The 24,057-nt window shown below is 44.6% G+C and carries 11 protein-coding genes and 1 rRNA gene; 8 read left to right on the plus strand and 4 right to left on the minus strand.

The features are described 5' to 3' along the window. The first annotated feature begins 8 nt into the window (after nucleotides 1-8). The 5 genes from HMPREF0666_RS01495 (at nucleotide 9) to HMPREF0666_RS01515 (ending at nucleotide 10,146) form a co-directional block, all read left to right on the plus strand. Nucleotides 9-710 (plus strand): carboxypeptidase-like regulatory domain-containing protein, encoded by a 702-nt coding sequence (locus tag HMPREF0666_RS01495; RefSeq protein WP_009010516.1) that lies wholly within the window; start codon nucleotides 9-11, stop codon nucleotides 708-710. Further along, on the plus strand, nucleotides 695-1,315 hold the full coding sequence (locus tag HMPREF0666_RS01500) for a radical SAM protein (protein ID WP_009010517.1): 621 nt from the start codon (nucleotides 695-697) through the stop codon (nucleotides 1,313-1,315). Before HMPREF0666_RS01495 ends, HMPREF0666_RS01500 begins: the two co-directional genes overlap by 16 nt. 89 nt (nucleotides 1,316-1,404) lie before the next feature. Next, nucleotides 1,405-6,954, plus strand: a complete 5,550-nt coding sequence (locus HMPREF0666_RS01505; protein WP_009010518.1) for an alpha-2-macroglobulin family protein — start codon at nucleotides 1,405-1,407, stop codon at nucleotides 6,952-6,954. 496 nt (nucleotides 6,955-7,450) lie between these two features. After that, the gene (locus tag HMPREF0666_RS01510; RefSeq protein WP_009010519.1) at nucleotides 7,451-8,458 is read left to right on the plus strand and encodes a 4-hydroxy-3-methylbut-2-enyl diphosphate reductase; all 1,008 of its coding nucleotides are present in this window, start codon (nucleotides 7,451-7,453) and stop codon (nucleotides 8,456-8,458) included. Between the two features lie 479 nt (nucleotides 8,459-8,937). Next, nucleotides 8,938-10,146 carry an MFS transporter gene (locus tag HMPREF0666_RS01515; RefSeq protein WP_009010521.1) on the plus strand — a complete coding sequence of 403 codons (1,209 nt, stop codon included), beginning with the start codon at nucleotides 8,938-8,940 and terminating at the stop codon, nucleotides 10,144-10,146. A gap of 703 nt (nucleotides 10,147-10,849) precedes the next feature. Here HMPREF0666_RS01515 and HMPREF0666_RS01520 read toward each other — a convergent pair. Continuing rightward, nucleotides 10,850-12,265 (minus strand): hypothetical protein, encoded by a 1,416-nt coding sequence (locus tag HMPREF0666_RS01520; RefSeq protein WP_009010522.1) that lies wholly within the window; start codon nucleotides 12,263-12,265, stop codon nucleotides 10,850-10,852. 329 nt (nucleotides 12,266-12,594) lie between these two features. Then, on the minus strand, nucleotides 12,595-15,576 hold the full coding sequence (locus HMPREF0666_RS01525) for a TonB-dependent receptor (RefSeq protein ID WP_009010523.1): 2,982 nt from the start codon (nucleotides 15,574-15,576) through the stop codon (nucleotides 12,595-12,597). Between the two features lie 308 nt (nucleotides 15,577-15,884). Between HMPREF0666_RS01525 and aroB the strand changes: the two genes are divergently transcribed. After that, nucleotides 15,885-16,931 (plus strand): 3-dehydroquinate synthase, encoded by a 1,047-nt coding sequence (aroB, locus tag HMPREF0666_RS01530; RefSeq protein ID WP_009010524.1) that lies wholly within the window; start codon nucleotides 15,885-15,887, stop codon nucleotides 16,929-16,931. Nucleotides 16,932-17,133: 202 nt separating this feature from the next. On the opposite strand, the gene HMPREF0666_RS01535 is transcribed toward aroB, so the two are convergent. Then, complete coding sequence (locus HMPREF0666_RS01535; protein ID WP_009010525.1) at nucleotides 17,134-17,733, minus strand: DUF4738 domain-containing protein; 600 nt, start codon at nucleotides 17,731-17,733, stop codon at nucleotides 17,134-17,136. Nucleotides 17,734-18,555: 822 nt separating this feature from the next. Further along, nucleotides 18,556-20,085, minus strand: coding sequence for a DUF438 domain-containing protein (locus HMPREF0666_RS01540; RefSeq protein ID WP_009010526.1), 1,530 nt, complete (start codon nucleotides 20,083-20,085; stop codon nucleotides 18,556-18,558). 370 nt (nucleotides 20,086-20,455) lie between these two features. Here HMPREF0666_RS01540 and HMPREF0666_RS01545 point away from each other — a divergent pair, with 370 nt between their 5' ends. Then, nucleotides 20,456-23,326 carry a cation-translocating P-type ATPase gene (locus HMPREF0666_RS01545; protein ID WP_009010527.1) on the plus strand — a complete coding sequence of 957 codons (2,871 nt, stop codon included), beginning with the start codon at nucleotides 20,456-20,458 and terminating at the stop codon, nucleotides 23,324-23,326. A gap of 541 nt (nucleotides 23,327-23,867) precedes the next feature. After that, nucleotides 23,868-24,057, plus strand: a 16S ribosomal RNA gene (locus HMPREF0666_RS01550); the annotation flags it as partial.

The following is a 24,057-nucleotide window of genomic DNA, read 5'->3' on the forward strand; positions in this document are numbered from 1 at the left end:
TTAAGGTTATGGTGAAAGGGAAGAGTACTTGTAAGCTATTAAAGAGTATTCGGCAGCAGATAGCAAATGCGAATGGTATTAGCTATCAACCCAAAGAATGTCACTATGAGGGGGATTGTGCGGGTACTTGCCCTGCTTGTGAGGCAGAGATACGCTATTTAGAGACACAGTTAAGAGAACGGAAACGCAAGGGATGGGGCATAAAGGTGGCTGGTTTGGCTGCAGGGCTATGCGTTGCTACGGTCCCGCTTACATCATGTCAGAATAGTCCCAAAGCTTGCAATGTTGAGAATAAAGCTCAGGATTCTGTAGATATGTTAGTTCAGGGCGAGACAGAAGTTATGCCAGAAGCACGCACAAGAGATTTGAAGTGCTCCATAGCTATTAGTGGGCGAGTGCTTAATGCGTCATCTGGTGAGGCAGCTTCTGAGGTTAATATTATTATACAAGGTGGTAAGAAGAGAGTGTCTTTGGGCGAGGATGGAAGGTTTGCCTTGCAGGTTAATCGCAATGACACGCTCGTGTTCTCATCTTATGGGTATATAGATAAGGTGGTAGCAGTGAAGTCTATTCGTAATCCTAACGATATGGTTGTCCGTTTAGAGCCCTCTCTTGACAAAGTAGGAGAGATAGGCAGGGAGTATTTAGAGAAAGAGTTAGAAAACAGTGCAGCCCCGCAATCCCATCAAGAGAAATGCAGTCAGAATTAACATCACCGTTTATAGCCATCAATCGGCATAGGCTCTCTACCGATGGGGAGGGCGTAACAACATTGGTAGGGTTCCATGGTTGTCCGCTTCATTGCGTCTACTGCTTAAATCCTCAGTGCTTACAAGCTGACGGGGTGTGGTGCAGGATGACGCCAGGAGAGTTATATAGTGAGGTGGAGATAGACGACCTCTACTTTATGGCAACGGGTGGTGGCATCTGCTTTGGAGGTGGTGAACCCCTCTTACATTCAGACTTCATCAAGGCCTTTGCAGGCATAATGAACCCTGAATGGATATTGACAATAGAGACGTCACTCAATGTACAGCTTGAGAGGGTCAAGTCTGTTGCCCCTTTGATAAAGCTGTGGTATGTTGATATTAAGGATATGAACCCTGATATCTATAAGGCATACACTTGTAAAGACAACGCTCTGGTAATCAGTAACCTTCAGTGGTTAGCAGCGAACGGATATGCTGATAAGGTGATTATTCGCTTACCCTTGATACCCAAATATAACACAGACAAAGACCGACAAGAGAGTCGGCAGCAGTTGGAGAAGATGGGATTTACATGCTTCGATACGTTTAATTATATAATAAGGTAGGAATATTAATACTCTATAATATACATAGTTCATCTTTTGAAATATCCTTTGAAATCATTATCTTTGCAATTAATAAAAAGAAAGAGAGTATGAGAAAATCCCTTATCATTTTATCAATTATATTTCTGTTGTTGCCTATCAGCGTAACAGCACAGAGTTTCGATGCCTTATGGCAACAAGTAAATCAAGCAGAGAGGATGGACCTGCCAAAGACACAAATCAGCTTATTGCAGCAGATTGAACGGAAGGCACAGAAGGAGAAAGCCTATGGGCAGGTGTTGGCAGCAAGTCTGATGGCATCAAGGTTACGGACAGAGATAGCTCCAGACTCTGCTGAGGTGGAGCTTAAACGATTGAAGGCAAAGGCAAAGATGGTAGAAGGTAAGGATGAAGTCTTATCGGCTATCTATAACTGTGTCTTGGGTGTGATAGATCGGAATGAAGATGCTGGTAATGCTGACGAATACTTTAAGAAGGCACTTGCCAATCCTTCTCTGTTGGCAAGCCAGAAAGCAGCTGACTTTCAGCCGTTGGTAGAAATCGGTAAAGACGATAATATCTTCAAGGGCGACCTGTTGCATGTTATTGGTATGCAGGTGGGTAACTACGATAAACTACATAGTTATTACAAAAGTGTTGGAAAACGAGAAGCAGCTTGCTACACGGCCTTGATGGGGATAGAGGAGAAGGAAGAGAGTATCCCAAAGCTCGACTCACTCATGCAAGAGTATAGCGACTTACCTATAAGTGGGGAAGTTGCAATACAACGTTATCTATGTATGGACAAGGACACACCCGTTGAGAAGAAGATAGCTTATATTGATGATGCCCTCGTTAGATGGGCCTCATGGAAGCGAATAGTGCGTTTACGTAATATCCGTATGTCACTGACAAAACCGATGTTCGATGCTCGTTTTGATAAGTCTAATGTTAGTTCGTCGGAGAAGAATAACTGGGTTAGACTGAATACACGCAACTTGTCGAATGTTACCGTAACTGTTACGCGTACAAGACTGGCTGGAGATCACCTCCTTCGTGTCAATGTTGAGAAGGATAGGGATAAGTTGATGGCAAGCCTGTTGCCCGCAACAAAGCAGACAATCATCCGTACTTACACTGGTCATAAGGACTATGAAGAGGTGAAGGACTCCTTCTTAATGCCTACATTACCTTTGGGTGTCTACCTTATTAAGATAGAGAGTTCTAATAAGGATGTCCTGCCAGAGTATGCTTTCTACTATGTTAGTGACCTCTATGTCATGTCTGAACAGCAGCCGAAGGGGCTGTCACGGTATGTTGTAGTTAATGTTGTGGATGGGCAACCAGTAGCCGATGTAAAGGTTAGAGCTACCTATGCAGAATATTATGGTAAGCCTTCTGTTGTAAAGAAGCAGGTGACGAACAAGAAAGGGGAGGTTGTGTTTGAGTCGGAAAGCAATACCCCAAAGATCTATGTCGCTACGAGTAAGGACAAAGCCTTTAGGGAAGTAAGACTGGAAAGTTCGTATGATTACAGCGGGAGAAACTATGACAACTTGGTAACTGAGGTCTTCACGGATAGGAGTATCTATCGTCCTGGACAGACAGTGCACGCATCTGTCATTGCTTATCAGAATACAAAGCAAGGCTATAAGACGAAGGCTGCAGGCGGACTAACCTTCGATATGATCTTACGTGACGCTAATTATAAGGAGATTGGGCGTAAGTCAGTGACTACAGACAGCTTCGGTACTGCTGCAGCCGACTTTGATCTGCCTACAAGTGGACTGACAGGACGATTCTCTATCAAGGCAGATTATGGTACAAAAGGGTATGAGTCATTCTCGGTAGATGAGTATAAACGACCAACGTTTGACGTAAGTTTTGACGAATATAAGGATAAGTATGCTATCGGTGACACTATCAAGTTGATTGGACATGCTAAGAGTTTTGCTGGCGTACCAGTACAAGGTGCAAAGGTGCATTACGTTGTCACGCGTAATACAAGCTATTGGTGTAGCTTCTATGAAGACGTTGCAAGTGTGAAGGAACAAGACGTTATGACAGATGATAAGGGTGACTTCGTTGTTACCGTACCTTTTGTATTGTCTGACAAGGTCAAGAAAGAAATAGAAGCCGGTAATGAAGACTTTCGCTCACTATTCTATCGTTTTAGTGTGGAAGCGTCGGTGACTGATGCTGCCGGTGAGACCCATGAGGGCTATGCGTCGTTACCAATAGGTACAAAAGAGACGTTCTTGTCTTGTAATCTCCCTTATAAGAATCTGCGCAGTAGCCTTAAAACGATAAAGTTCGGTTACTATAATGTTGCAGGAAATACTCTTGATGGTACCGTGAAATATGTGATAGTACCACAGCAGAAGGATAATAGTAAGTATGTATACGGCAATTACACGACCGTGAAGGCTAATGAAGAGGTTGCTATAAAGGCTTTGTCTTCTGGAACTTATCGTCTACATGCAATTTGTGGGACGGATACAATAGACCAGGACTTTATTGTCTTCTCTTTAGACGATAAGCGTCCTGTTATTGAGACACATGACTGGTTCTATCTGAGTGGGAACCAATTCCCTCGTGATGGAGGTCCTATCTATATGCAGGTAGGCTCAAGCGATGAGAATCAATATGTTGTTTATTCTATCTTCTCAGGCGATAAAGTGATTGAGACAGGTGCTTTCAATCAGAGTAATAGTATAACGACACGCAAGTTTATATATAAGGAAGAGTATGGTGATGAGCTATTTCTTAATTATGCTTGGGTAAAGAATGGCGTTCTGTATAGGCATTCTGAGAGGATTAGCCGTCCGTTACCAGATAAGAACTTAATAGTGAAATGGAAGACATTCCGTAATAAGCTCACCCCAGGACAACAGGAGGAATGGACAGTGACCATTAATCGTCCTGATGGTAAGGCGGCTAATGCTCAGTTGATGGCAACGCTTTATGATAAGAGTCTTGACGAGCTCATGTCTCATTCATGGAGCTTTATCAACTTCTTTTCACTTAACTATACATTTGCTGAATGGCGTAGTCCTCGCTATGGAGGCATCTATCTTTCAGCTGATGCAAACCTTCATTATTATAATGTGGATCGGTTGTCTTTCTCAAAGTTCGATAGCCGCTTCTTACAACAATTTGATTTTCCAGATACACGTTATTACTCTTCTCAATCCTATAAGATGATGAGTGTGACACGTTGTTTCGATGCACAGACTGTGAAAGAGACGGCTGCTGTGGCCGAGGTAGCTAAGGTTGGCCATGAAGATGACAATGAATCGGAAGTGAGATTTACTGCTCCTGTTATCAAGAAAGATGAGGAGATAAAACAAGAAAAGGACAAAACGAAGACTGTAAAGCCTTCTATGCGTGAGAACCTCAATGAGACAGCATTCTTCTATCCGCAGTTGCAGACCGATGGGAACGGTAATGTAAGTATTAAGTTCACCCTTCCTGAGAGCTTAACAACGTGGCGCTTCATGGGATTAGCACACGATGAGGATATGAACAATGGCTTCCTTTCTGATGACATCGTGGCTCAGAAGACCTTGATGGTGCAACCTAACATGCCTCGCTTTGTCCGTATGGGTGATGAGGCGATGCTTTCTGCGCGCTTGTTCAACCTTTCTGAGAAGGATATCAATGCTAAGGCAAAGATTGAAATACTTGACCCTGCAACGGAGAAGGTGCTCTTCACAGATAGTAAGGCTGTTGTTTTGAAGGCACAGGGTGGTGGTTCGGCAACGTATAGTTTAGCTTCATTGTTGGCAAAGAATGCTAACAAGCTTACAGCAGACCAATCCTTGCTCATTGTACGCTTCTTGGTTGAGGGCGGCGGGTTCTCTGATGGGGAGCAACACTACCTGTCAGTGCTTCCTAATAAGGAGTATGTTACAAACACTTATCCGTTTACTCAGAATGAGGTAGGCGTTAAGACAATAGATATCAGTAAGCTCTTCCCAAAGAAGAGTACCGACCAGAAGCTTACAGTAGAGTACACTAACAACCCTAACTGGTTGATGATTCAGGCCTTGCCATATATCTCTAAGACAAATGACGATAATGCTATCAGTCTTGTATCGGCTTATTATGCAAATTACTTGGGTAATCACATCATGAGTACTTCACCGGTGATTAAGCAGACTATTGAGCAATGGAAGAAGGAGAGCAGTAAGGAGACTTCAATGATGTCGGCTTTGGAGAAGAATCAAGAACTTAAGTCGTTGACACTTAATGAGACGCCTTGGGTGATGGAGGCAAAGAACGAAAGCGAGCAAAAACAGCAACTCGTACGTTTCTTCGACGCTAATCAGTTGCAGAACAACCTTACTTCAATCTTCAAGAAATTGAAGGATTTGCAGCAATCTGATGGTTCGTTCTCTTGGTGGCCAGAGATGAAGGGAAGTTTGTATATGACGGTTGCGGTGACAAAGACACTCGCTCGTCTGCAGAGTATTACGACTCCTACACCAGAGCAAACGGACATGATTAAGGCTTCTTTCCGTTTTATGGATAAGAAGGTGGCTAAGTGTGTGAAGGAGATGAAGCGTTACGAGAAGAAGTATGACACTACTCTCTTCCCGTCTGATGACCTTTGTGATTATCTCTACACCAATGCTTTGTTCTATCACGACCGTTCTACAAATGATATTAAGTACCTCATTGACCGCTTGACCAAGATGCCTACGGAATTAACCATTTATGGTAAGGCTAACACAGCAGTAATCCTTCAGCAGTATGGTAGGGTTGAGAAGGCACGTCAATACCTACAGAGTATCAAGGAATATACGGTTTATACGGAAGAGAAGGGGCGTTACTTCGATTCTAAAAACGCTTATTACAGTTGGCGTGATTATAAGATACCAACGCAGGTAGCGGCTATCGAGGCCTTAAAGGCCATCGCACCTAATGATAGTAAGACGCTTATCGAGATGCAGCGGTGGCTCTTACAGGAGAAGCGTACGCAGGCTTGGGACACACCATTGAACTCTGTCAATGCTGTTTGGGCCTTTACTAATAAGGGAAACTGGCTGATGCAGAACGGAGAACACGCTACGTTGTTGCTTGACAACCAACCTTTGCAGACGACACAGCCTACTGCTGGCTTGGGATACGTGAAGGTTTCGCAGCCTGTCGACATCCAATCGCCTTCCCGTCATGAGCTAACAATCAATAAGACAAGCACTGGCACCAGCTGGGGGGCGGTCTATGCACAGTTCTTCCAGGCTTCGACGGATATCTCTGCAGCCACATCTGGTATGAAGATTATACGTGAGGTGCTGGTAGATAGCGTGTCTTTCAAGAAGACTATGCACCTTAAGGTGGGTGACAAGGTGCGCATCCGCTTGACAATCATTGCTGATCGTGATTATGACTTCGTACAAGTTGTTGACAAGCGTGCGGCCTGCCTTGAGCCTGTTAGCCAGTTGAGTGGTTATCGTTGGGGGTATTATATTGCTCCGAAGGACTACACCACCAACTATTACTTCGATGAGATGGCTAAGGGTAAACATGTTGTTGAGACCGAGTATTACGTTGATCGCGCTGGTGTTTACCAAACTGGAACCTGTACAGTACAGTGTGCATACGCCCCAGAGTATAGCGGACGCACTGGAGCCATGGTTATTCAAGTGAAGGAGTAGACAAGTAGACGAGTAGACAAGTGGATGAGTTGACGAGTAGATAAGTGAATGAGTTGACAAGTAGACAAGTCTACAAGTGAACGAGTTATTAGATAGTGAGGCGGATAGGGGGTAGTGTTTTAACTCCCTTTCAGCCGTCTCTGTGACAAGTAAAGATTGATGAGTAAACAAGTAGACAAGTCTACAAGTGAACGAGTTATTAGATAGTGAGGTGGATTGTGGGTAGTGTCTTAACTTCCTTTCAGTCGTTTCAGTGACAAGTAAAGATGATGAGTAAACAAGTAGACAAGTCTACAAGTGAACGAGTTATTAGATAGTGAGGCGGATAGGGGGTAGTGTTTTAACTCCCTTTCAGCCGTCTCAGTGACAAGTAAAGTGGATGAGTTGACAAGTAGACAAGTCTACAAGTGAACGAGTTATTAGGTAGTGAGGTGGATAGGGGGATATTTCCTTACCTCCCATCCACTCCTCTCACTCTTTTATATAAATAGTAGGAATGCTTCAAATAGAGATAGATAACGGTAGTGGTTTTTGCTTTGGTGTGACCACAGCCATAAAGAAAGCCGAGGAAGAATTAGCCAAAGGGACAAAGTTATATTGCTTAGGTGACATCGTACATAACAGTATGGAGGTGGAGCGACTGACGAAGAAAGGACTCATCACCATCAACCATGAGCAGATGCGCGAGCTTCATGACGTGAAGGTTCTACTGCGTGCTCATGGCGAGCCTCCCGAGACCTATGAGCTTGCAAGGCGTAATAACATTGAGATCATAGATGCTACTTGCCCCGTGGTCCTTGCCCTTCAGCGGCGTATCAAGACTCAGTATGAGAAGGGACGACAGTCTTCTTATATGATAACATCCAAGGGTAACACAACTGTCGACGACCCATCAAAACTCAGACCTCTAACAGAAGAGGACGACACGACTTCTTCCTCTTCTGTTTCTCTCCCTCCTGCAGTGGGCGAGGGACAAACCCTTAGTGCGTCGTCCTCCATTGTCATCTTTGGAAAGAACGGTCATGCAGAGGTACTCGGACTGGTTGGTCAGACCCATAGTCATGCCATTGTGATAGAGAAGTTTGAGGATGTAAAGGCCTTAGACTTCACCCATGACATTTATCTCTACTCCCAGACGACAAAGAGTTTGGATGAGTTTCATAAGATAATAGACTACATTCAGCGTCATATCTCCCCTGATGCTAAGTTCCAAAGTTTTGATACTATCTGCCGACAGGTGGCCAATCGCATGCCTAACATCTCTACCTTTGCTGCCCGTCATGACTTGATTCTCTTCGTGGCAGGCCGTAAGAGCTCGAATGGTAAGGTTCTCTTCCATGAGTGCCTAAGTGTGAATCCAAACTCCCATCAGGTTGAGAGCGCCGATGAAATCGACATGAACTGGTTTAATGGGGTAGAGACAGTAGGCATCTGTGGCGCTACGAGTACACCAAAATGGCTGATGGAGGAGTGTCGTGATGAGATACTTCGACATACGAAATGATACTTTTTTTTTATCTTTTTACGAAGAGTTTGAATGCGAAAGCTATCTTTTTATGATAGACTTTCGCATTTTTTTTGTACCTTTGCACCGTCATTCAAGATTTAATGTGGCTTTATTGCAACACTTGAGTTAGGTTTTCTCTTGAAATGACAACATACAGAGTAACATTTGTTGGGCCTTCCAACAATTATAAATGATAGAGTATATCAGTTGTTGATAATAGGTGTTTAGGGACTTATATACTCTTTGGTAATCTTTTCATAACGCTTAAAGAAGTGAGAAGGTGCCATTTCTAAGGTTAGTGTTCTATCACTTCCTTTGACATCTCTGTTCCTGTTATCAAAGCGTTGTAGCACTGAAAACATTGTGCAGCATTCTTGCTTGTGGGCATCCCATCACTCCTTTATTTTGGAGCATATCTCTTATAGTCCCATATTACATATATAATAGTATTCATCAAAAGTGTTGTTAATAGACTTATGAAAGAACAAAAGAGTTTCCTTGTACCTATGGCATTCTTAGGACTAATGTTTTTCACTTGTGGTTTTGCACTGGGTATTAATTCTTTATTGGTACCAGTATTGAAGGTGTCGTTAAGCGTCTCTTCCATGGAAGCGTATATGCTTATTGGTGCAACATTCCTTCCTTTCCTCATCTTTGGCTATCCTGCGGGAATATTAATCAGTAAGATAGGGTATAAGCGTACGATGGCTACTGCGTTTGGAATGTTTGCCATAGCTTTCGGAGCATTTATCTTCTCGGCAGATGCAAAGAGTTTTCCTTTGTTCCTGACGGCTTCTTTTTTCTGTGGAACGGCCAACACCTTCTTACAAGCAGCTATTAATCCTTACGTTACGATATTAGGACCAACGGAGAGTGCCGCAAAGCGTATCTCTATTATGGGTATGATTAACAAGTTAGCTTGGCCAGTATCGCCTCTGTTTATTGCTTTCTTTGCAGGAGCCTCAGGCAGTGTTGCTATAGATGACTTAGGTAAACCCTTTGCTGTAATTATCTTTCTTTTCATTGCTTTGGGTGTTGTGGCGCTTTTATCACCATTACCAGAGGTCAAGGCCGCTGGTGAGGATAGCAGTGAAACAGATGAGATTGACCAAGAGGTGTCTGCTTATGCGAATAGTAAAAAGTCTGTTTTCCAGTTTCCACATTTGGTTCTTGGCGCTATTGCCATCTTCTTTTATGTGGGTGCAGAGACCATCGTCTTGGGTACACTGATTGATTATGCAAACGAGTTAGGGCTTACTCATCCAGAGAACTACTCTTGGATAACACCGATTAGTATTAGTATTGGATATATAGCGGGAATTATCCTTATCCCTAAGTATCTTTCTCAGACACGTGCTTTACAGATATGTTCGTTCGTAGCCTTGCTGGGCACTGCCCTTGTCGTCCTTCTCCCAGGGGTTTATAGTATCTTTAGTGTTGGTGTCATGGCCTTAGGCTGTTCACTGATGTGGCCTGCTTTTTGGCCTTTAGCACTGATGGATTTGGGTAAGTTCACCAAGAAAGGGTCGTCACTCTTAACCATGGGACTTATCGGTGGAGCAGCTATTACAGTGTTGTTTGGCCTCTTAAAGGATGTTTTAGATGCTCGATATGCCTATGGTCTTTGCTTTGTATGCTTTGGTTATATCATGTTCTATGCGTTCAAGGGCTATAAGTTGCGTTAACAGAATATCGTCTGAAAGTGCTTTAAGTTCCTACACAACAAGCTCTTGATGAGACGCTTAACTATAGGCTTATAGCACATCATAATCTTTAGAAGTATTAGATTTGCGGGATTACCTTTACGGAGGTAGTCCCGTTTTTGATGGTTCTTTCATTCTAAGTGCACAATCTCTTTCGTGCGACAACCTTATAGAAGGCGCTGCTATAAGGTATCTTCTCGGGTGCGAATAGGTCCCTACTCATTCTGTGAAAACCTCTGAGGAATGAACCTTCAGATAACTTTCTTAATTCATGAAAATATGTGACAAAAACGCACAAGTTGGTCCTTAGATTAAGACGATAATATCTATAAAGTTCAACTATGTAACTCGTAATATATCAGCACATTACATACTCTGTTGAAGAAGACGCCTTTCTTGCCTCAAGAAGGGCGTCTTTTGCATACAAGAAGGGCATGTTCTTGAACGCAGAAGGGCCTCTTCTTAAACGCAGAAGGGCGTGTACTGGTTTCAAGAGGGGCGAAAATTATTGACAAGCCATTGAGGAGTTAAAGAGTAGAAAGAGAAAAAAATGAGGGAAGACAACAACATCTACCCTCGCTATGTTTGTGTTTTACGACCTGTCTGACACATACTCCTTGCGCTGATAACCAGTCGTTAACACTATGAAAAACCCTTGTAACCGCACTTGAAAAGCCCATTGAACCTAATAACTAACCTCGATAGAGGCTGGATAAACACGATAAGGGTCGTAGTATTCGGTGCAACTATTAATCATGTCTTGCAGGTTGGGCTTCACAGTCTTACGATAACATTCTTGCCCATTGACGATGACTGTCACGGGCTTAGCCATGTTTACGAGCTTATTGTTCAGATAGATACGTAGCCGTCCACCCTTTGCTGTGGTGTAATTACGGTTGAATTTCATTTCAATTCCCCATTGTTTGTCACGCTCGACAGCGGTGTATTCCACCTCACGAATACTGACTCTCACCACGTTATCATGGATAGTCATGTCATAGTAGGTGCGATTCTTCGTAGGAGAAGCTATCACTTGAAGGTTGTAGAAACCTGACCTATGTCGCCCATCCATCTCGTAGTCTTCCCAAAGAACAGTCTTTGGATAGGGGTTACGGACAAAGTTTTTCAGCCAAGGGGTAGTGAGGTCATAATTAATATGGTGTTGCATCCCAGGTAGAAGATTGATGCGATGAACAAAGAGCGGCCGCTTGTCGGCATCCATGGGACGTGCCAACTGTGCCGAATCGAAGGCCACTTGCGTGTAGTAAGTCAGTATGTTGCGGTAGAACCCAGTGTCGTCAGCCCCGGTAAGGAATGAGAACCCTATGTTAGCACAGTTCTCTATCGGTGCATTCTTCAGTGGTTCGCCCCCTGCCATAGGCCCCGCTGCAGCCCAGTAGTCGGCATAGAACGAGGCAAGACGCTGACTGCCGTAGCCTCCCTCAGATATTCCGAAGACATAAAGGCGGTTGGCATCGACATTGCCCTCGGCGAGTGCTTGTCGGAGAAGGCGTTTCCAAGCAAATTGCTTAGCCACCTGCCACCAGCGATAGTAGTCGCCCTCGTTAGGAATCTGTGGGATGAAATAGAGCGAAGGACCGTCTTTGAACCTGTTACCTAAGGCAAGTCCGGTAGACCATTCATGTTCTTTCGGACCAGAACCATGCAGGTAAAGAAACAAGGGCAACTTTCCCTCGCTGCTTCCCTTCCATCCGTAATAGTAGGGCATGACCGCATCTTTCTCCAAAGCCACAGGCAGGTGCCATGAAGCCTTCACCCCTTTCCGTAAGTCCTCGGGCTTGGCAAGTTTCTCTTCCTTCAACGCTCGGTTGGCTTCACACCATGCCGTCCACACCATCTTTTGGTTTTCTGCAATCTCATTAGCCTTCATTACTTGTTGTATAGACGTCGTATAAGGTCGGTTACGTTGGTAGGCCTCCTTGCTCTTCAGCTCCTCGTCCTGTTTTGTTTTGAGTGTTTGTAGGAAATAGTTCTTCACCTTCTCCTGCATATTTCGTCCCTGTGCGTGAGCGATGTGTGTGTTTGCAGAGAGCGCAAACAGCAAGCCCACAGCAATAATAAAGTGATTGGTCTGTCTCATTTTACGACTTTGTATCTTCAATGTATTTGTTTGTTAGGGTTCAGTCCCTTGTAAGATTTAGCTTTGCAGACAAAGGTAAGCATTTTCAAAGGACTGTGCAAGAGTTCTTAAAAGAATGAAGCCTCACCCCTGACCCGCTTCGTTAGGAGATAGGTCGGGGTGAGGCTCTCTCGCTCTTTCTGGTATCGACGTCGTTTGTTCAGTCTGTCGTCGTTCACTCCTATGTCTTTTCTTTTATTGTCAGCCTAATCTTGTTCGCACTGTTACCTTGTCTTTTATCCTCAGTCAGACAGCGCTCACGCCCCTACGCTAACCATATATCTTGTCTATTAGAAGCCACCGAAGCCACCGCCTGATGGTGGAGGACCCGGTGGACGTTCGCCTCTTGGAGGTCGCTGACCGCCACCTGGGCCCATACCCGGCCCGTTTCGGTCGAAACCAGGACCATCCTTTGGTTTCGGCATAGCGTTCTTACCACCAAAGAGGTTCAATCGGTAGGTTGCTCTCAGCATGATATAGCTGTTGATACTATTGTATTCTGTATCCGTACGGCTCACCGAGTTGATGACACGTGAGAGGTTACTTTGCTGACGAAGGATGTCATAGAACTGCAAGCTGAAGGTCAGTGCGTTTCCTTTTAGCATACTCTGTGATATTTGTGCGTTCCAAAGTAGCTCGTTAGTGTTCAATGAAGCGTCGCTATAACCACGTCGACTGTTCTGGTGGAGATCGGTCGAGATGCTCATGTTCCATGGTAGGTTAAGACTCAGCGTACCACCATAAGCGAACTGCCATGTGCGTAGGTTGCTCATACTCTGCAGGTTGTTCTTCGTGTTAGTATAGTCTACTGACCCGTCTAACTCTAACTCCAACCACGATGTACGATAACTTGCAGCAAGTCGTTCAGCTAAGTTAAGCGACTTCGTGATATTCTTGTCTAAGCTACTTGTACGGTTCAGCTGTAGATAGCTGACGTAGCGGTTGAAGTTAGCACGGCTGAAGCTATGGATGTTCCATACGCCAGCTGAGTCGATACTCATGTTATACATCAGTCCTGCATCAGCTCCCCAGTTGCCATTCACATTGACAGGCTGTATCGTACGAGCACCTGTGACAGCATCGTAGGTGACACTGTTTCCTATGGCGTTTCGGGTTGTTGAGAAGTTTGCAAAGGTCATCAACGCCTGCGCATGACTCTGTTTATAGGTGTTATAGAACAAGCGGAAATTATTGGTGAAGGCTGGTTTCAGACCAGGGTTACCAATTGAGATGTTCTGTGGGTCGGTGTTGTCGACGATACTAAGCAGCTGGCTCATTGTTGGTTGAGCGATCGTACCCCTATAGTTGATACGTAGGTTGCTCTGCTCACTGAACTTATAACGGAAGTCGAAGGTAGGACTCCAGTTGAATACCGTGCGTGCTGTGTCGACATGTACACCGAGGTAGTCCTGCATGTAAGTGGAGTGCTGTGGTTGGAACATTACTCCCACGTTCATCTTCCATTTGTCGCGTATCATCCTCATCATCACTTGCATGTCGTGAGTATAGGTGCGATACTCAGAGTATCGACTCAAGTTATTATCAAGGTAGTTGCCCAATGGGTTGGTCAACAAGCCGAGATAGTTGTCCCATGAACGGTAGGCAGGTTTCAAACTACCGAACGTCCCTGATGGTAAAGCCGACAGGTCGTAAGTGTCACGGTCGCTCTTTGAGAAGCCATACTTAAACTGGTAGCTGAATTGCAAGTAAGTCTTGCGAGCTATTGGTTCGCTGTAAGTAGCCTGCAAAGCATAGTCCCAGCTCTTTGTCGGCATGAGGTTGTAGCGGTAAGCACGGTAGGTAGAGTCGTTACCGAGAGCGTCCTGCAACTGAAAATACTCAATGTCTTGTGTTGAGAACGTCTTAGAGTCCGAATTACTATAGTTGGCATCTGTGCGCAAGGTGACGTTTCGTCTGTTGCTGGAGAGCTTGCGGTTCACCTGTAACATAGCCCCCAAAGTAGTGGTGTTACCATAGCTGATGGTCATGTTACGCTGTGTGTTCACCATCACGCCAAGCCCTTTCAGCTGTGCGATAGCGGCTGTTGACAATGGATCGTCAACCGTTTCGTAGGGGTCGGCATTGTAGGCTGCAGACGAACTAACGACCTGTCCGTCGCTCTTACTTAGTCGGAAATTTGGTCGGAACATAATGTTCCATACAGAGTCGGGACGCCACTCGAGTCTGAAACGCCCATCCCAAGAGTTACTCCTGGTGTATTCTTGTGACAAGCGGTTCGCAAATGAGCCTTGTCGTGCTACGAAGTTCTCACTCGCTACACGTGTGTTTAAGTCGCCATTAGCGTGGTTCCAGCGCACACTACCGTCCCATTGCAGGGTCTTACCATTGTCGTAGTTCATGTTCAGACCCACCATCTTGGTTGCGTTCAGACCTTGGCGCACACCGCCGAAGCCGCCACGTGGACCACCTCCAAAGCCCATGTCGTTGACATTATTGGCTGATGCAAAGCCCATCATACGGAACTTATTATTGAAGTAAGCGCCCATCGCCTTCTCTGAATAGCGGTTTTGCGTACCGATACCGAGGTCGATATTAGAGAAGAGACCCTTGTTCATACCCGACTTGATACCGAAATCGAGTACTGTCGACTCGTTTCCGTCATCAATACCAGTAACTCTACTGAGGTCACTCTTCTGGTCGTAGGCCTTAATCGTTTGTATGATAGAGGTAGGAAGGTTCTTCATTGCGGTCTTGGTGTCGCCCACCATGAACTCTTTCCCATCTACAAGAATCTTCTTAACCTCCTTACCATTAATCTTAATCGTACCGTCGCTTGACACTTCTGCACCCGGTAAGCGTTTTACGAGGGCCTCGATAGTGGAGCCTTCAGGCACTCGATAGGCCGAAGCATTATACTGAAAGGTATCGGCTTTAACGACTACTTTCGGTGCACTGGCCACTACCTTAACCTCTTTCAATGTCCTTGTGTCTACTTGGAAGTCTAATTGTCCTACCGAGACATCCTGCTCGTTGGCAATAGTAATGTTTTGGAAAATAGTCTTGTAGCCTACATACGATGCCTTTAAGATGTAGCGTCCGTTATTAGGAGCCGTAATCTTAAAGCTTCCTGCTTCGTCTGATGTGGCACCAACGACGTAGCTACTGTCCTGCTTCAGCAGCTGAACAACAGCAAAAGGTACCTTTTCTTTTAACTCTCCATCGTAGAGAGATCCCGTAATTGTCCTGTTTTGTGCCAGCATCGATATAGAGCCAGACAGCAAAAGAACAAATGTCAACAGTCTTTTTACCATAAATTTATTGTTAAGTTCTTAATCTTGTCGTAGAACGATAAGTATGACGACGAAAAAAGAATAAGGTTTAATGAGATATAAATAATTTATTAAAAAAGTTGTTGTTCGGTTAGTTGTTGAGGCCGAATGAAAGTTCTCTGCGTAGGAAAACACGGTGTGTAATCCTCTGAAAGGGTTGCACATAGAGTGAGCAATGTGCGCAAAAACGTGACAGATAGTATTAAAGTGTGTGAAATATCAGCGTGTTTCTGTGTTTTTGTAAGCTGAAAAAGCTTATTTTTGTATTGTGAACTATAGAGGAGAAGCTTATGAAACAGAACATTATTATATCCAAACAGTTCAAGAGTGAACTGGCAACAGCGATCTCAGAGTGCGAGAAAGACAAGATATTTGTGCTTGTTGATGAGACGACACGTGAGTTGTGTTGGGAGCTTATCAAGGATGATTTCTGTCTTAAAGAGGCTCAAGTGATTACGATTGGGACGACAGATAGCAATAAGACGCTCGATACCTTGGTTGCTGTGTGGGAGGCCTTACAGCAGGGAGGGGCTACGCGTCACTCGCTGTTGATAAACCTTGGTGGTGGTATGGTGACCGACCTTGGTGGCTTTGCGGCATCAACATTCAAGCGGGGCATTAACTTCATTAATATTCCTACAACGCTTCTTGCGATGGTTGATGCCAGTGTTGGTGGCAAGACGGGCGTGAACTTCGGTGGATTGAAGAATGAGATTGGGGTCTTCAATGAGGCGAATGTGGTTATTCTTAATACTGATTGGCTTAAGACACTCGACGCTGCTAACATCCGCAGTGGCTATGCCGAGATGCTAAAACATGGTTTGATTGCTGATGAAAAGATGTGGGCTGAGTTGATAAACTACAACCTTGCTGAGCCAGACCTGCTGTTGTTGAGTGGAATGTTGGGTAGAAGCGTATGCGTAAAAGAACGAATTGTGGAGGAGGACCCGCACGAGAAGGGTATTAGAAAGGCCCTTAACCTTGGTCATACCTTTGGTCATGCGTTCGAGTCATGGGCTTTAGAGCATCGTCCTATCCTTCATGGATATGCTGTAGCCTTTGGTTTGATAGCTGAATTATACCTCTCTGTAGTGAAGACGGGTTTTCCAACAGAGCGTATGCGGCAGACTGTCAGTTTCATTCGTGCGTATTATGGGGTGCTGCCCATCACTTGCAACGATTATGCAAGGCTCATTGAGCTGATGTACCATGATAAGAAGAACCGTGGAAATGAGATTAATGTCACGCTCTTAGGGGGTATTGGTGACATCCGTATCAACCAGTCTGTTAGCGAGGAAGAGGTGAAAGAAGCCCTTGACTTTGTGAGGGAAGGGTAGTAAAGGGTATTGGGCTAATAAGGCTAATAAGGCTAATAAGACTTAAGCCTAATCACCAATCTTATCCTATTAGGCCTCCCCTCCTTCGGAGGGGCTGGGGAGGTCCCAGCAGTTTAGTACTCCCCTCCTTCGAAAGAATTGTAGGGGATTTAGCAGCTTGGGCCTCCCCTCCTTCGGAGGGGTCGGGGAGGTCCCCCACTCCCTACACTCCTTCTTCCTCCGATTTATCCACTTCACTCTTCGGCTGTTCGGGTTGGTCGCTTGGAGTGTCTAATTGTGTTGCCTTATTGATACGCATCCTACTCATGTTATCGATGGTTACATCTAAGGGAACATACTCGTCGCTCTTTGGGTCAGGAGAGCCAACACTTGCTCCGAAGTATAGTTTGTTGCCCTCAGCTCGGTCGAACATGAAACCTATCAAGGCTCCGTTCTTAGCGTACTGATTGTCGGTAAACTCTCTGAAATCGTCTTTTGTAAGCGTACGGTCGTAGAATGATGAACCATCCGAGCGTAGTATCTGTACTTGAAACTTGTTGTCATAGTATTTGCGGCCGTCCTCGTCACTTACAGTAGAGAGTGATTTATCTGCAAAACGATGTATGCGAATTGTATAGGTAGCACCCATCCACTCCACTTTCTTCTCATACTTGAATTCATCCATAGCCTTTGTACCACTCGGTACATGAGGTTTTGGGGCTATCTTAGTGATGATATCGTTTGATTTTCTTTCTTGCTTGCAAGCCGTAACACCCAAGAGTAGCAGGCTCAAGCTTATGATGTGTAATATATTTCTTGTCATAATACGTGATTCTTGTAGGCAAATTTACGTATTTTCTTTGAACCTTGCAAGGATGAATAACAAAAGATAGCTTTACAGAGAGATTAGGGTTGAAGGATTGCTTGGCTATTTCTAAGGGCGAGTGCTTGGTGGGGTGAGGCTTCTATTGGCTGTAAGGTTCTGTGTTATCGGTTGACTTAATGTCTCTGTGAACCCTTGTGTGTTCTGTTCTTCTGTGTAAATCTGTGAGAAAAAACACGCTGAGGCACTCCTACAAGACTTCTAATAAAGGACAATGCGAAGCCTATATCCACTCTATAGGGGTATCTCGGTGATTACGCCCCTCCCTTTTGGGGAGGGGAAGGGGGAGGGGCCAGCTGGGGCCGGGGGATGTGCTGTTGCGGTGATCACTCCCCTCTCCATTCGGAGAGGGGCTGGGGGGTGAGGCTAAAAGGGCCTCTTCTACGTTTGAGAACATGCCCTTCTTGCATGCAGAAGACGCCCTTCTTGAGGCAAGAAGGGCGTCTTCTACAACGCTGTTTGTAATAGCTTGATTTGTTGACTGTTATGAGTGTGATAAGAGGATATGATATGTGCTTATTCTAAGGGAACTTAGTTCGATGCGGTGTAATGATTTTTTGTAGTCTTAATGATTATTTTGGGGTGTGGAGACATTACCGATTTTTCTCATGTGAGATGTTGATAAATAGGGTGGGTACGTTCCTTATTCTTTTATTAGTGGTTTTTATAAAGGATAACCTCACCCCCTGCTCCCCTCTACAATCAGAGAGGAAGTGGGGGTGAGGTTACCTTTATAGGGATAGACCAACTACTAAGTCTATTTTAGATACAATCCTTTATCAACTGAATAAACCGCTCTTCGCCCAATCCAGAACGCTCAGCAGCTGTGCGGACAGTAGCCTTCTTGAGTATCAACTTGCCTAATGGCGTGTTCAGCATCTTGAAAGATGGATAGCGAGCAGCAAGTTCCTTCTTTAGATGAGGATAGACTTCAAAGAGGTCTTTCAGACGTGTGTCTGAAGTTATCTCTATCTGCTTGTCTGCTTGGGCAGTAGGTGCGTCGTCGTTCTTATCACTGGTAGCGGTGGTGGTTGATGCGTTTTCCTCCTCTTTACCAGCCCATGTCAGCAAGGTCTGTGAGCCAGTCAGTTCACGGATATGCGTACAGTCTTGCATCATTTCGAGTACGCCACGGAAGCGACCTTGCTTATCGCGCACAGCAAAGTAGACGATGTAGAGGAACACTTCAGGCTTGTTAATCCAGAACTCAGCCTTGTCTTGTTCGCCACTACGGAACTTTGCTACAATCTCCTCAACGATGTGCACACTCTTACGAGGGTGACAGTTAGACACCTGTCGACCGATGACATTCTTCGACCTTGGGAAGATGCGGTGGTCAGTATCAGAATAGAATTTCACCAACTCGTTCTCGTCTACGAAGGAGATGTCGATTGGCAGGTGCTGATAGATGAGGTTGATTTGCTCTAAGGTAAGCTTACCTGTTGCCACATCCAGCTCCTGCTGTGGTCCTGCCGAGTAGCCATACTTACTGAGTAGGGCTTGGAGGTCTTCTGCAAAGCCTTCTTTAGGTGTTGAGTGGTGGGTGTTGGGTGATGATGGTTTGTCTACTTTGAAGAAAGCAAAACCAATCTCTTGGTCGCCTGCCTTCATGTCCTCAAACTCTTCCGCAGATATAAGTGCGTAAGAAGTAGGGTAGAGAATAGTCTCTTCCTTCTCCATCAAGTCGCGTGCATTAGCTATTAACTCACTTTGAGCAGCGATGAAGGCCTCCTCGTCGTTAGCCTCTAAGAGTCGTAGCGACTCCTTGATCTCATCACGGATAATGTCGTCAAAGTTCCACATCGTCGTTGTTGGGCGGTCGAAGCCCTTCTTCTCCAAGAGAGGATAGAGTTGGTTCTGCTTACGTTGGTAGTGGATAGGATACTGACGTATCTGGTCGTAGAGTTCTAACCACTGGTTCTTTATCATCGGATACTGTATGAGGTCCTCAACAACAAGGAGCAGTCGGCGCATCTCGTCGTTCTCTTTATAATAATGTGAAAGTGGGTGGTCCTCTGGTACATCTGGTCGGCTATAATCCATGAAACCCTCTACGAGTTCAATAATCTTGCGCATGTCGGCACGGATACACTCATCGTCCTCACGCGACTTCATATTTTGCTCGATGAAGGCAAGGTGATAAGGGCGTATCTTCCCTACCTTTGTCTTCATTTGCTCACGTGCCTCTTCTAATGAGAGCTGTCCTGTCTCGTACTTTTCCTCCAGTTCAAGCATTGCTTGCATCTTCTCCATTTCAATCTTAGGGAGATAGTCTTTCATCTTATTTGCCATAACTCTGTTACTGATTTTATTGTTTTCTGCTGCAAAGATAAGGCCTTCTTTGGAAATAGAAAGATAACAAATGTGACTGAGTTAAGTTAAAAAAAATAATATATCACTTGTTGGCTGAATGCGCTTTGTGGTTTCTTATTCAAAAGATTTTGGTTATGATTCGTAATAATTATGGTTATAAAGGTTGTTAATAACAAAATATTTGTATCTTTGCAGACATGTCAAGTGAAATTGAGCGTAATGATTCTCAATGGTGTTTACCAGCCAATAGAACGAGAGACGGAAGTTTTCTAAATGCTACACTACCAAAGAGATAATACGATTGCAGAACAAGAAAAAATCTAACTAAATATATTTGCAAAGTAAAGTTATGGAGCAAAAAAGACATTATGAAGGGTTGACTGATACGGAGGTGTTGGCCAGTCGTGAACAACATGGGGCTAATGTGTTAACGCCTTGTGAGAAGGATCCACTATGGAAGCAGTTCTTAGAGAAGTTTGAGGACCCACTCATTATCATCCTTCTCATTGCGGGTTTCCTCTCTATCGCTATTTCTTGTTGGGAATACTGGGGACTACATAGTGAGGACGGAGCGGCTGTCTTCTTTGAGCCAGTGGGTATCTTTATAGCTATCCTTTTGGCTACAAGTATTGCATTCTACTTTGAACTGAAAGCTGATAAAGAGTTCTCTATCCTCAACCAAGCGAACGATGAGGAGGAGGTTGAGGTGATAAGAAATGGTAATGCGACGACAGTTGCTAAGAAGGATATTGTTGTCGGCGATGTTGTCATTATCAATACAGGAGCAGAAATACCAGCAGATGGTAGGTTGCTCGAGGCTATCTCGCTTTATGTTGACGAGTCAACGCTGAATGGAGAGAGTGTTCCTGCTTATAAATCAGTAAAAGAAGAGGAGTTTGACAAGGATGCCTCTTACGCTACTAACCAAGTATTGCGTGGTACGAAGGTGATGGAAGGACATGGCATCTTTGTGGTTGAGGCTGTAGGCGATAGTACTGAGAATGGTAAGGTGTTTGAGGCTGCACAAATAGACGATAGTGTGAAGACACCGCTCAGTGAACAGCTTGACGGACTAAGTGAGCTTATTACGAAATTAAGCTATGTCTTTGCAGGATGTATCATAGTAGGTAGATTGAACGTGTTCTTCCATTGGCAACCAATTGTTTGGACGTTGAGTATTCCTACGTTAATATTCTTCTGGCTTGTTATCAAGAAGTTTGAGGGATGGAAATGGTTTGTTAATACGTTCATAACGATTGGCTATTTCCTTATCTTAATGGCTTGTGTTGTCGTGTTCCATATAATGCTTCTTCCTGAAGAGAGTATGACGGGCTTGTTGGCGCATACGCTGAATACAATGATGATTGCCGTTACCTTGATTGTTGTGGCTGTACCAGAGGGCCTTCCAATGGCTGTGACGTTGAGCTTAGCCTATAGTATGCGAAGGATGATGAAGACGAATAATCTTGTGCGTAAGATGCATGCCTGTGAGACGATGGGAGCAACGACAGTCATCTGTACAGATAAGACGGGTACGCTGACACAGAACCAGATGCGGGTTTATCAGACGCAGTTCTATGCCCTGGATAAGCAACAATTGGATGAGAGTCTGGCTGCACGTTTATTGATGGAGGGGATATCGGTTAACTCTACTGCATCTTTGGATTACTCGGAAAAAGATAAACCTGAGGTATTGGGGAGTCCTACTGAAGGGGCTTTGTTGCTGTGGCTGAATGATCATCAGATATCTTATAGAGAGATAAGAAGTAATGTGCAAATCGTTGAGGAGCTGCCGTTTACTACGGAAAGGAAGTATATGGCTGTGCTCGTCAAGTCTACGCTGATGGAAGGAAAGCAGATCCTCTATGTGAAGGGTGCTCCTGAGATTGTCTATGGACTCTGTAAACAGACGGATTGTGATGTTACGAAAGAGGATATCGAACGACAGTTGGAAGAGTATCAGGAGCAGGCTATGCGTACGCTGGGCTTTGCTTATCAGATTGTTGATGGTAAGGAGGATGTGTTTAAGGAGGGAAGAGTAGTGGCTGATGGCCTTATCTTCCAAGGGATAGTCGCTATCAGCGACCCTGTTCGTGATGATGTCCCTGCTGCTGTGGCTGAATGTATGAAGGCGGGGATTGATGTGAAGATCGTGACAGGCGATACGTCAAGGACTGCTAAGGAGATTGGACGACAGATAGGACTGTGGACAAGCAGCGATTCGGATAAGAATATTATTACAGGACCAGAGTTTGCGGCTCTTTCTGATGCTGAACTTGATAAACGAGTGGAGGACTTGAAGATTATTTCTCGGGCTCGTCCGCTGGATAAGAAACGACTGGTTGAATCGTTGCAGCGGTGTAATGAGGTGGTTGCCGTTACAGGTGATGGCACGAATGACGCTCCTGCATTGCAGGCGGCACATGTGGGACTCTCTATGGGTGATGGTACGTCGGTGGCTAAGGAGGCTTCTGATATTACGATTATCGATAACTCTTTTAGTAGTATCGGTAAGGCGGTGATGTGGGGTCGTTCGCTCTATCAGAATATACAACGGTTCTTACTCTTTCAGCTTACGGTTAATGTTGCGGCTTGTTTCCTCGTCCTTGCTGGTGCTTTCATGGGTACGGAATCTCCGCTGACAGTGACGCAGATGTTGTGGGTGAACCTTATCATGGATACTTTTGCGGCTATGGCACTGGCTTCTCTGCCTCCGTCTGAAAGGGTGATGAAGGATGCTCCGCGTGACCGTAATGCCTTTATTATCAGTCGTTCTATGGGCTGGAATATTCTTGGTGTGGGTGGCTTCTTCTTTGTGATGTTGTTGGCTTTACTCTATATCTTCGAACATGCTGATATTACGGCATTAAAGGATATTATCCATCTGCAGCTTGGTAGCACTAATGGACTTAGTCCGTATGAATTAACTTTACTCTTTACTATCTTTGTTATGACGCATTTCTTCTATCTGTTTAATGCTCGTGCATTTGAAACAGGACGGAGTGCTTTGCATTTCAAAGGGTGCCGGGGATTGCTATTTATCGTTATGATTATTCTTATCGGACAAATTGCTATGGTGGAACTGCCTATCTTGCAGAAGTTCTTTAACATTGCTAAGGGGGGATTGTCATTGGAGGATTGGATTATTATCATGCTTGGCTCTTCTTTGGTTCTATGGGTTAGAGAGGCTTGGCATCTGATAAAGCCTAAAAAGAAATAGTATGGCTGTAATGTCAATCTTGGCTTAATTAGGTCGTGAAAGGATGACGGTCGGGACAAGAGGCTTATTTTTTGCAAGAAAGGGAAGCGTATTATATAATAAGGTGTAATGCCGTTTAATTCGCTCCTAACGAAGAAAAAATAAGTTTTTGATAAAATTTTCTCTCAAAACATTTGGAGGTTACAGAGAAAGTCTATACCTTTGCACTCGCTTTACAAAACAAGCCACCTAGCAAGTTAACGTAAGCAACAATGAAAGAAAGAGTTCTTTGAAAAGATTTACATAAACAGAGAAGTAGTACAAGAAGCGTCTGTCTGACATTAATTGTCATTCAGATGGGTAAAAGAAATGAACCGATCAATTCATTGTTCTTGCTTTTGAGGCATCGCCTCAAAACACTACGGAACAAAAGAAAAGGTGCTTTTTAACTTGATACTTTTAGGATAAGCGTTCTGAAACAGAGATTACTCGGTGAAGCGTTTGGGTTAACATGGTATTCATTATCATTTATCACCCATCACTTATCACCAAAACATATTTTACAATGGAGAGTTTGATCCTGGCTCAGGATGAACGCTAGCTACAGGCTTAACACATGCAAGTCGAGGGGAAACGGCATTTAGTGCTTGCACTGAATGGACGTCGACCGGCGCACGGGTGAGTAACGCGTATCCAACCTACCCATTACTGTGGGATAACCTGCCGAAAGGCAGACTAATACCGCATAGTCT

The organism is Prevotella sp. C561 (genome assembly GCF_000224595.1).
GTDB classification, from domain to species: Bacteria; Bacteroidota; Bacteroidia; order Bacteroidales; family Bacteroidaceae; genus Prevotella; species Prevotella jejuni.

Bases quoted from the DNA above. Each gene is read 5' to 3' on its own strand.
- HMPREF0666_RS01525 (WP_009010523.1), bottom strand. From the start codon at position 15,576: ATGGTAAAAAGACTGTTGACATTTGTTCTTTTGCTGTCTGGCTCTATA.
- HMPREF0666_RS01545 (WP_009010527.1), top strand. From the start codon at position 20,456: ATGGAGCAAAAAAGACATTATGAAGGGTTGACTGATACGGAGGTGTTG.
- HMPREF0666_RS01495 (WP_009010516.1), top strand. From the start codon at position 9: ATGGTGAAAGGGAAGAGTACTTGTAAGCTATTAAAGAGTATTCGGCAG.
- HMPREF0666_RS01520 (WP_009010522.1), bottom strand. From the start codon at position 12,265: ATGAGACAGACCAATCACTTTATTATTGCTGTGGGCTTGCTGTTTGCG.
- HMPREF0666_RS01510 (WP_009010519.1), top strand. From the start codon at position 7,451: ATGCTTCAAATAGAGATAGATAACGGTAGTGGTTTTTGCTTTGGTGTG.
- HMPREF0666_RS01515 (WP_009010521.1), top strand. From the start codon at position 8,938: ATGAAAGAACAAAAGAGTTTCCTTGTACCTATGGCATTCTTAGGACTA.
- aroB (WP_009010524.1), top strand. From the start codon at position 15,885: ATGAAACAGAACATTATTATATCCAAACAGTTCAAGAGTGAACTGGCA.
- HMPREF0666_RS01500 (WP_009010517.1), top strand. From the start codon at position 695: ATGCAGTCAGAATTAACATCACCGTTTATAGCCATCAATCGGCATAGG.
- HMPREF0666_RS01505 (WP_009010518.1), top strand. From the start codon at position 1,405: ATGAGAAAATCCCTTATCATTTTATCAATTATATTTCTGTTGTTGCCT.
- HMPREF0666_RS01535 (WP_009010525.1), bottom strand. From the start codon at position 17,733: ATGACAAGAAATATATTACACATCATAAGCTTGAGCCTGCTACTCTTG.
- HMPREF0666_RS01540 (WP_009010526.1), bottom strand. From the start codon at position 20,085: ATGGCAAATAAGATGAAAGACTATCTCCCTAAGATTGAAATGGAGAAG.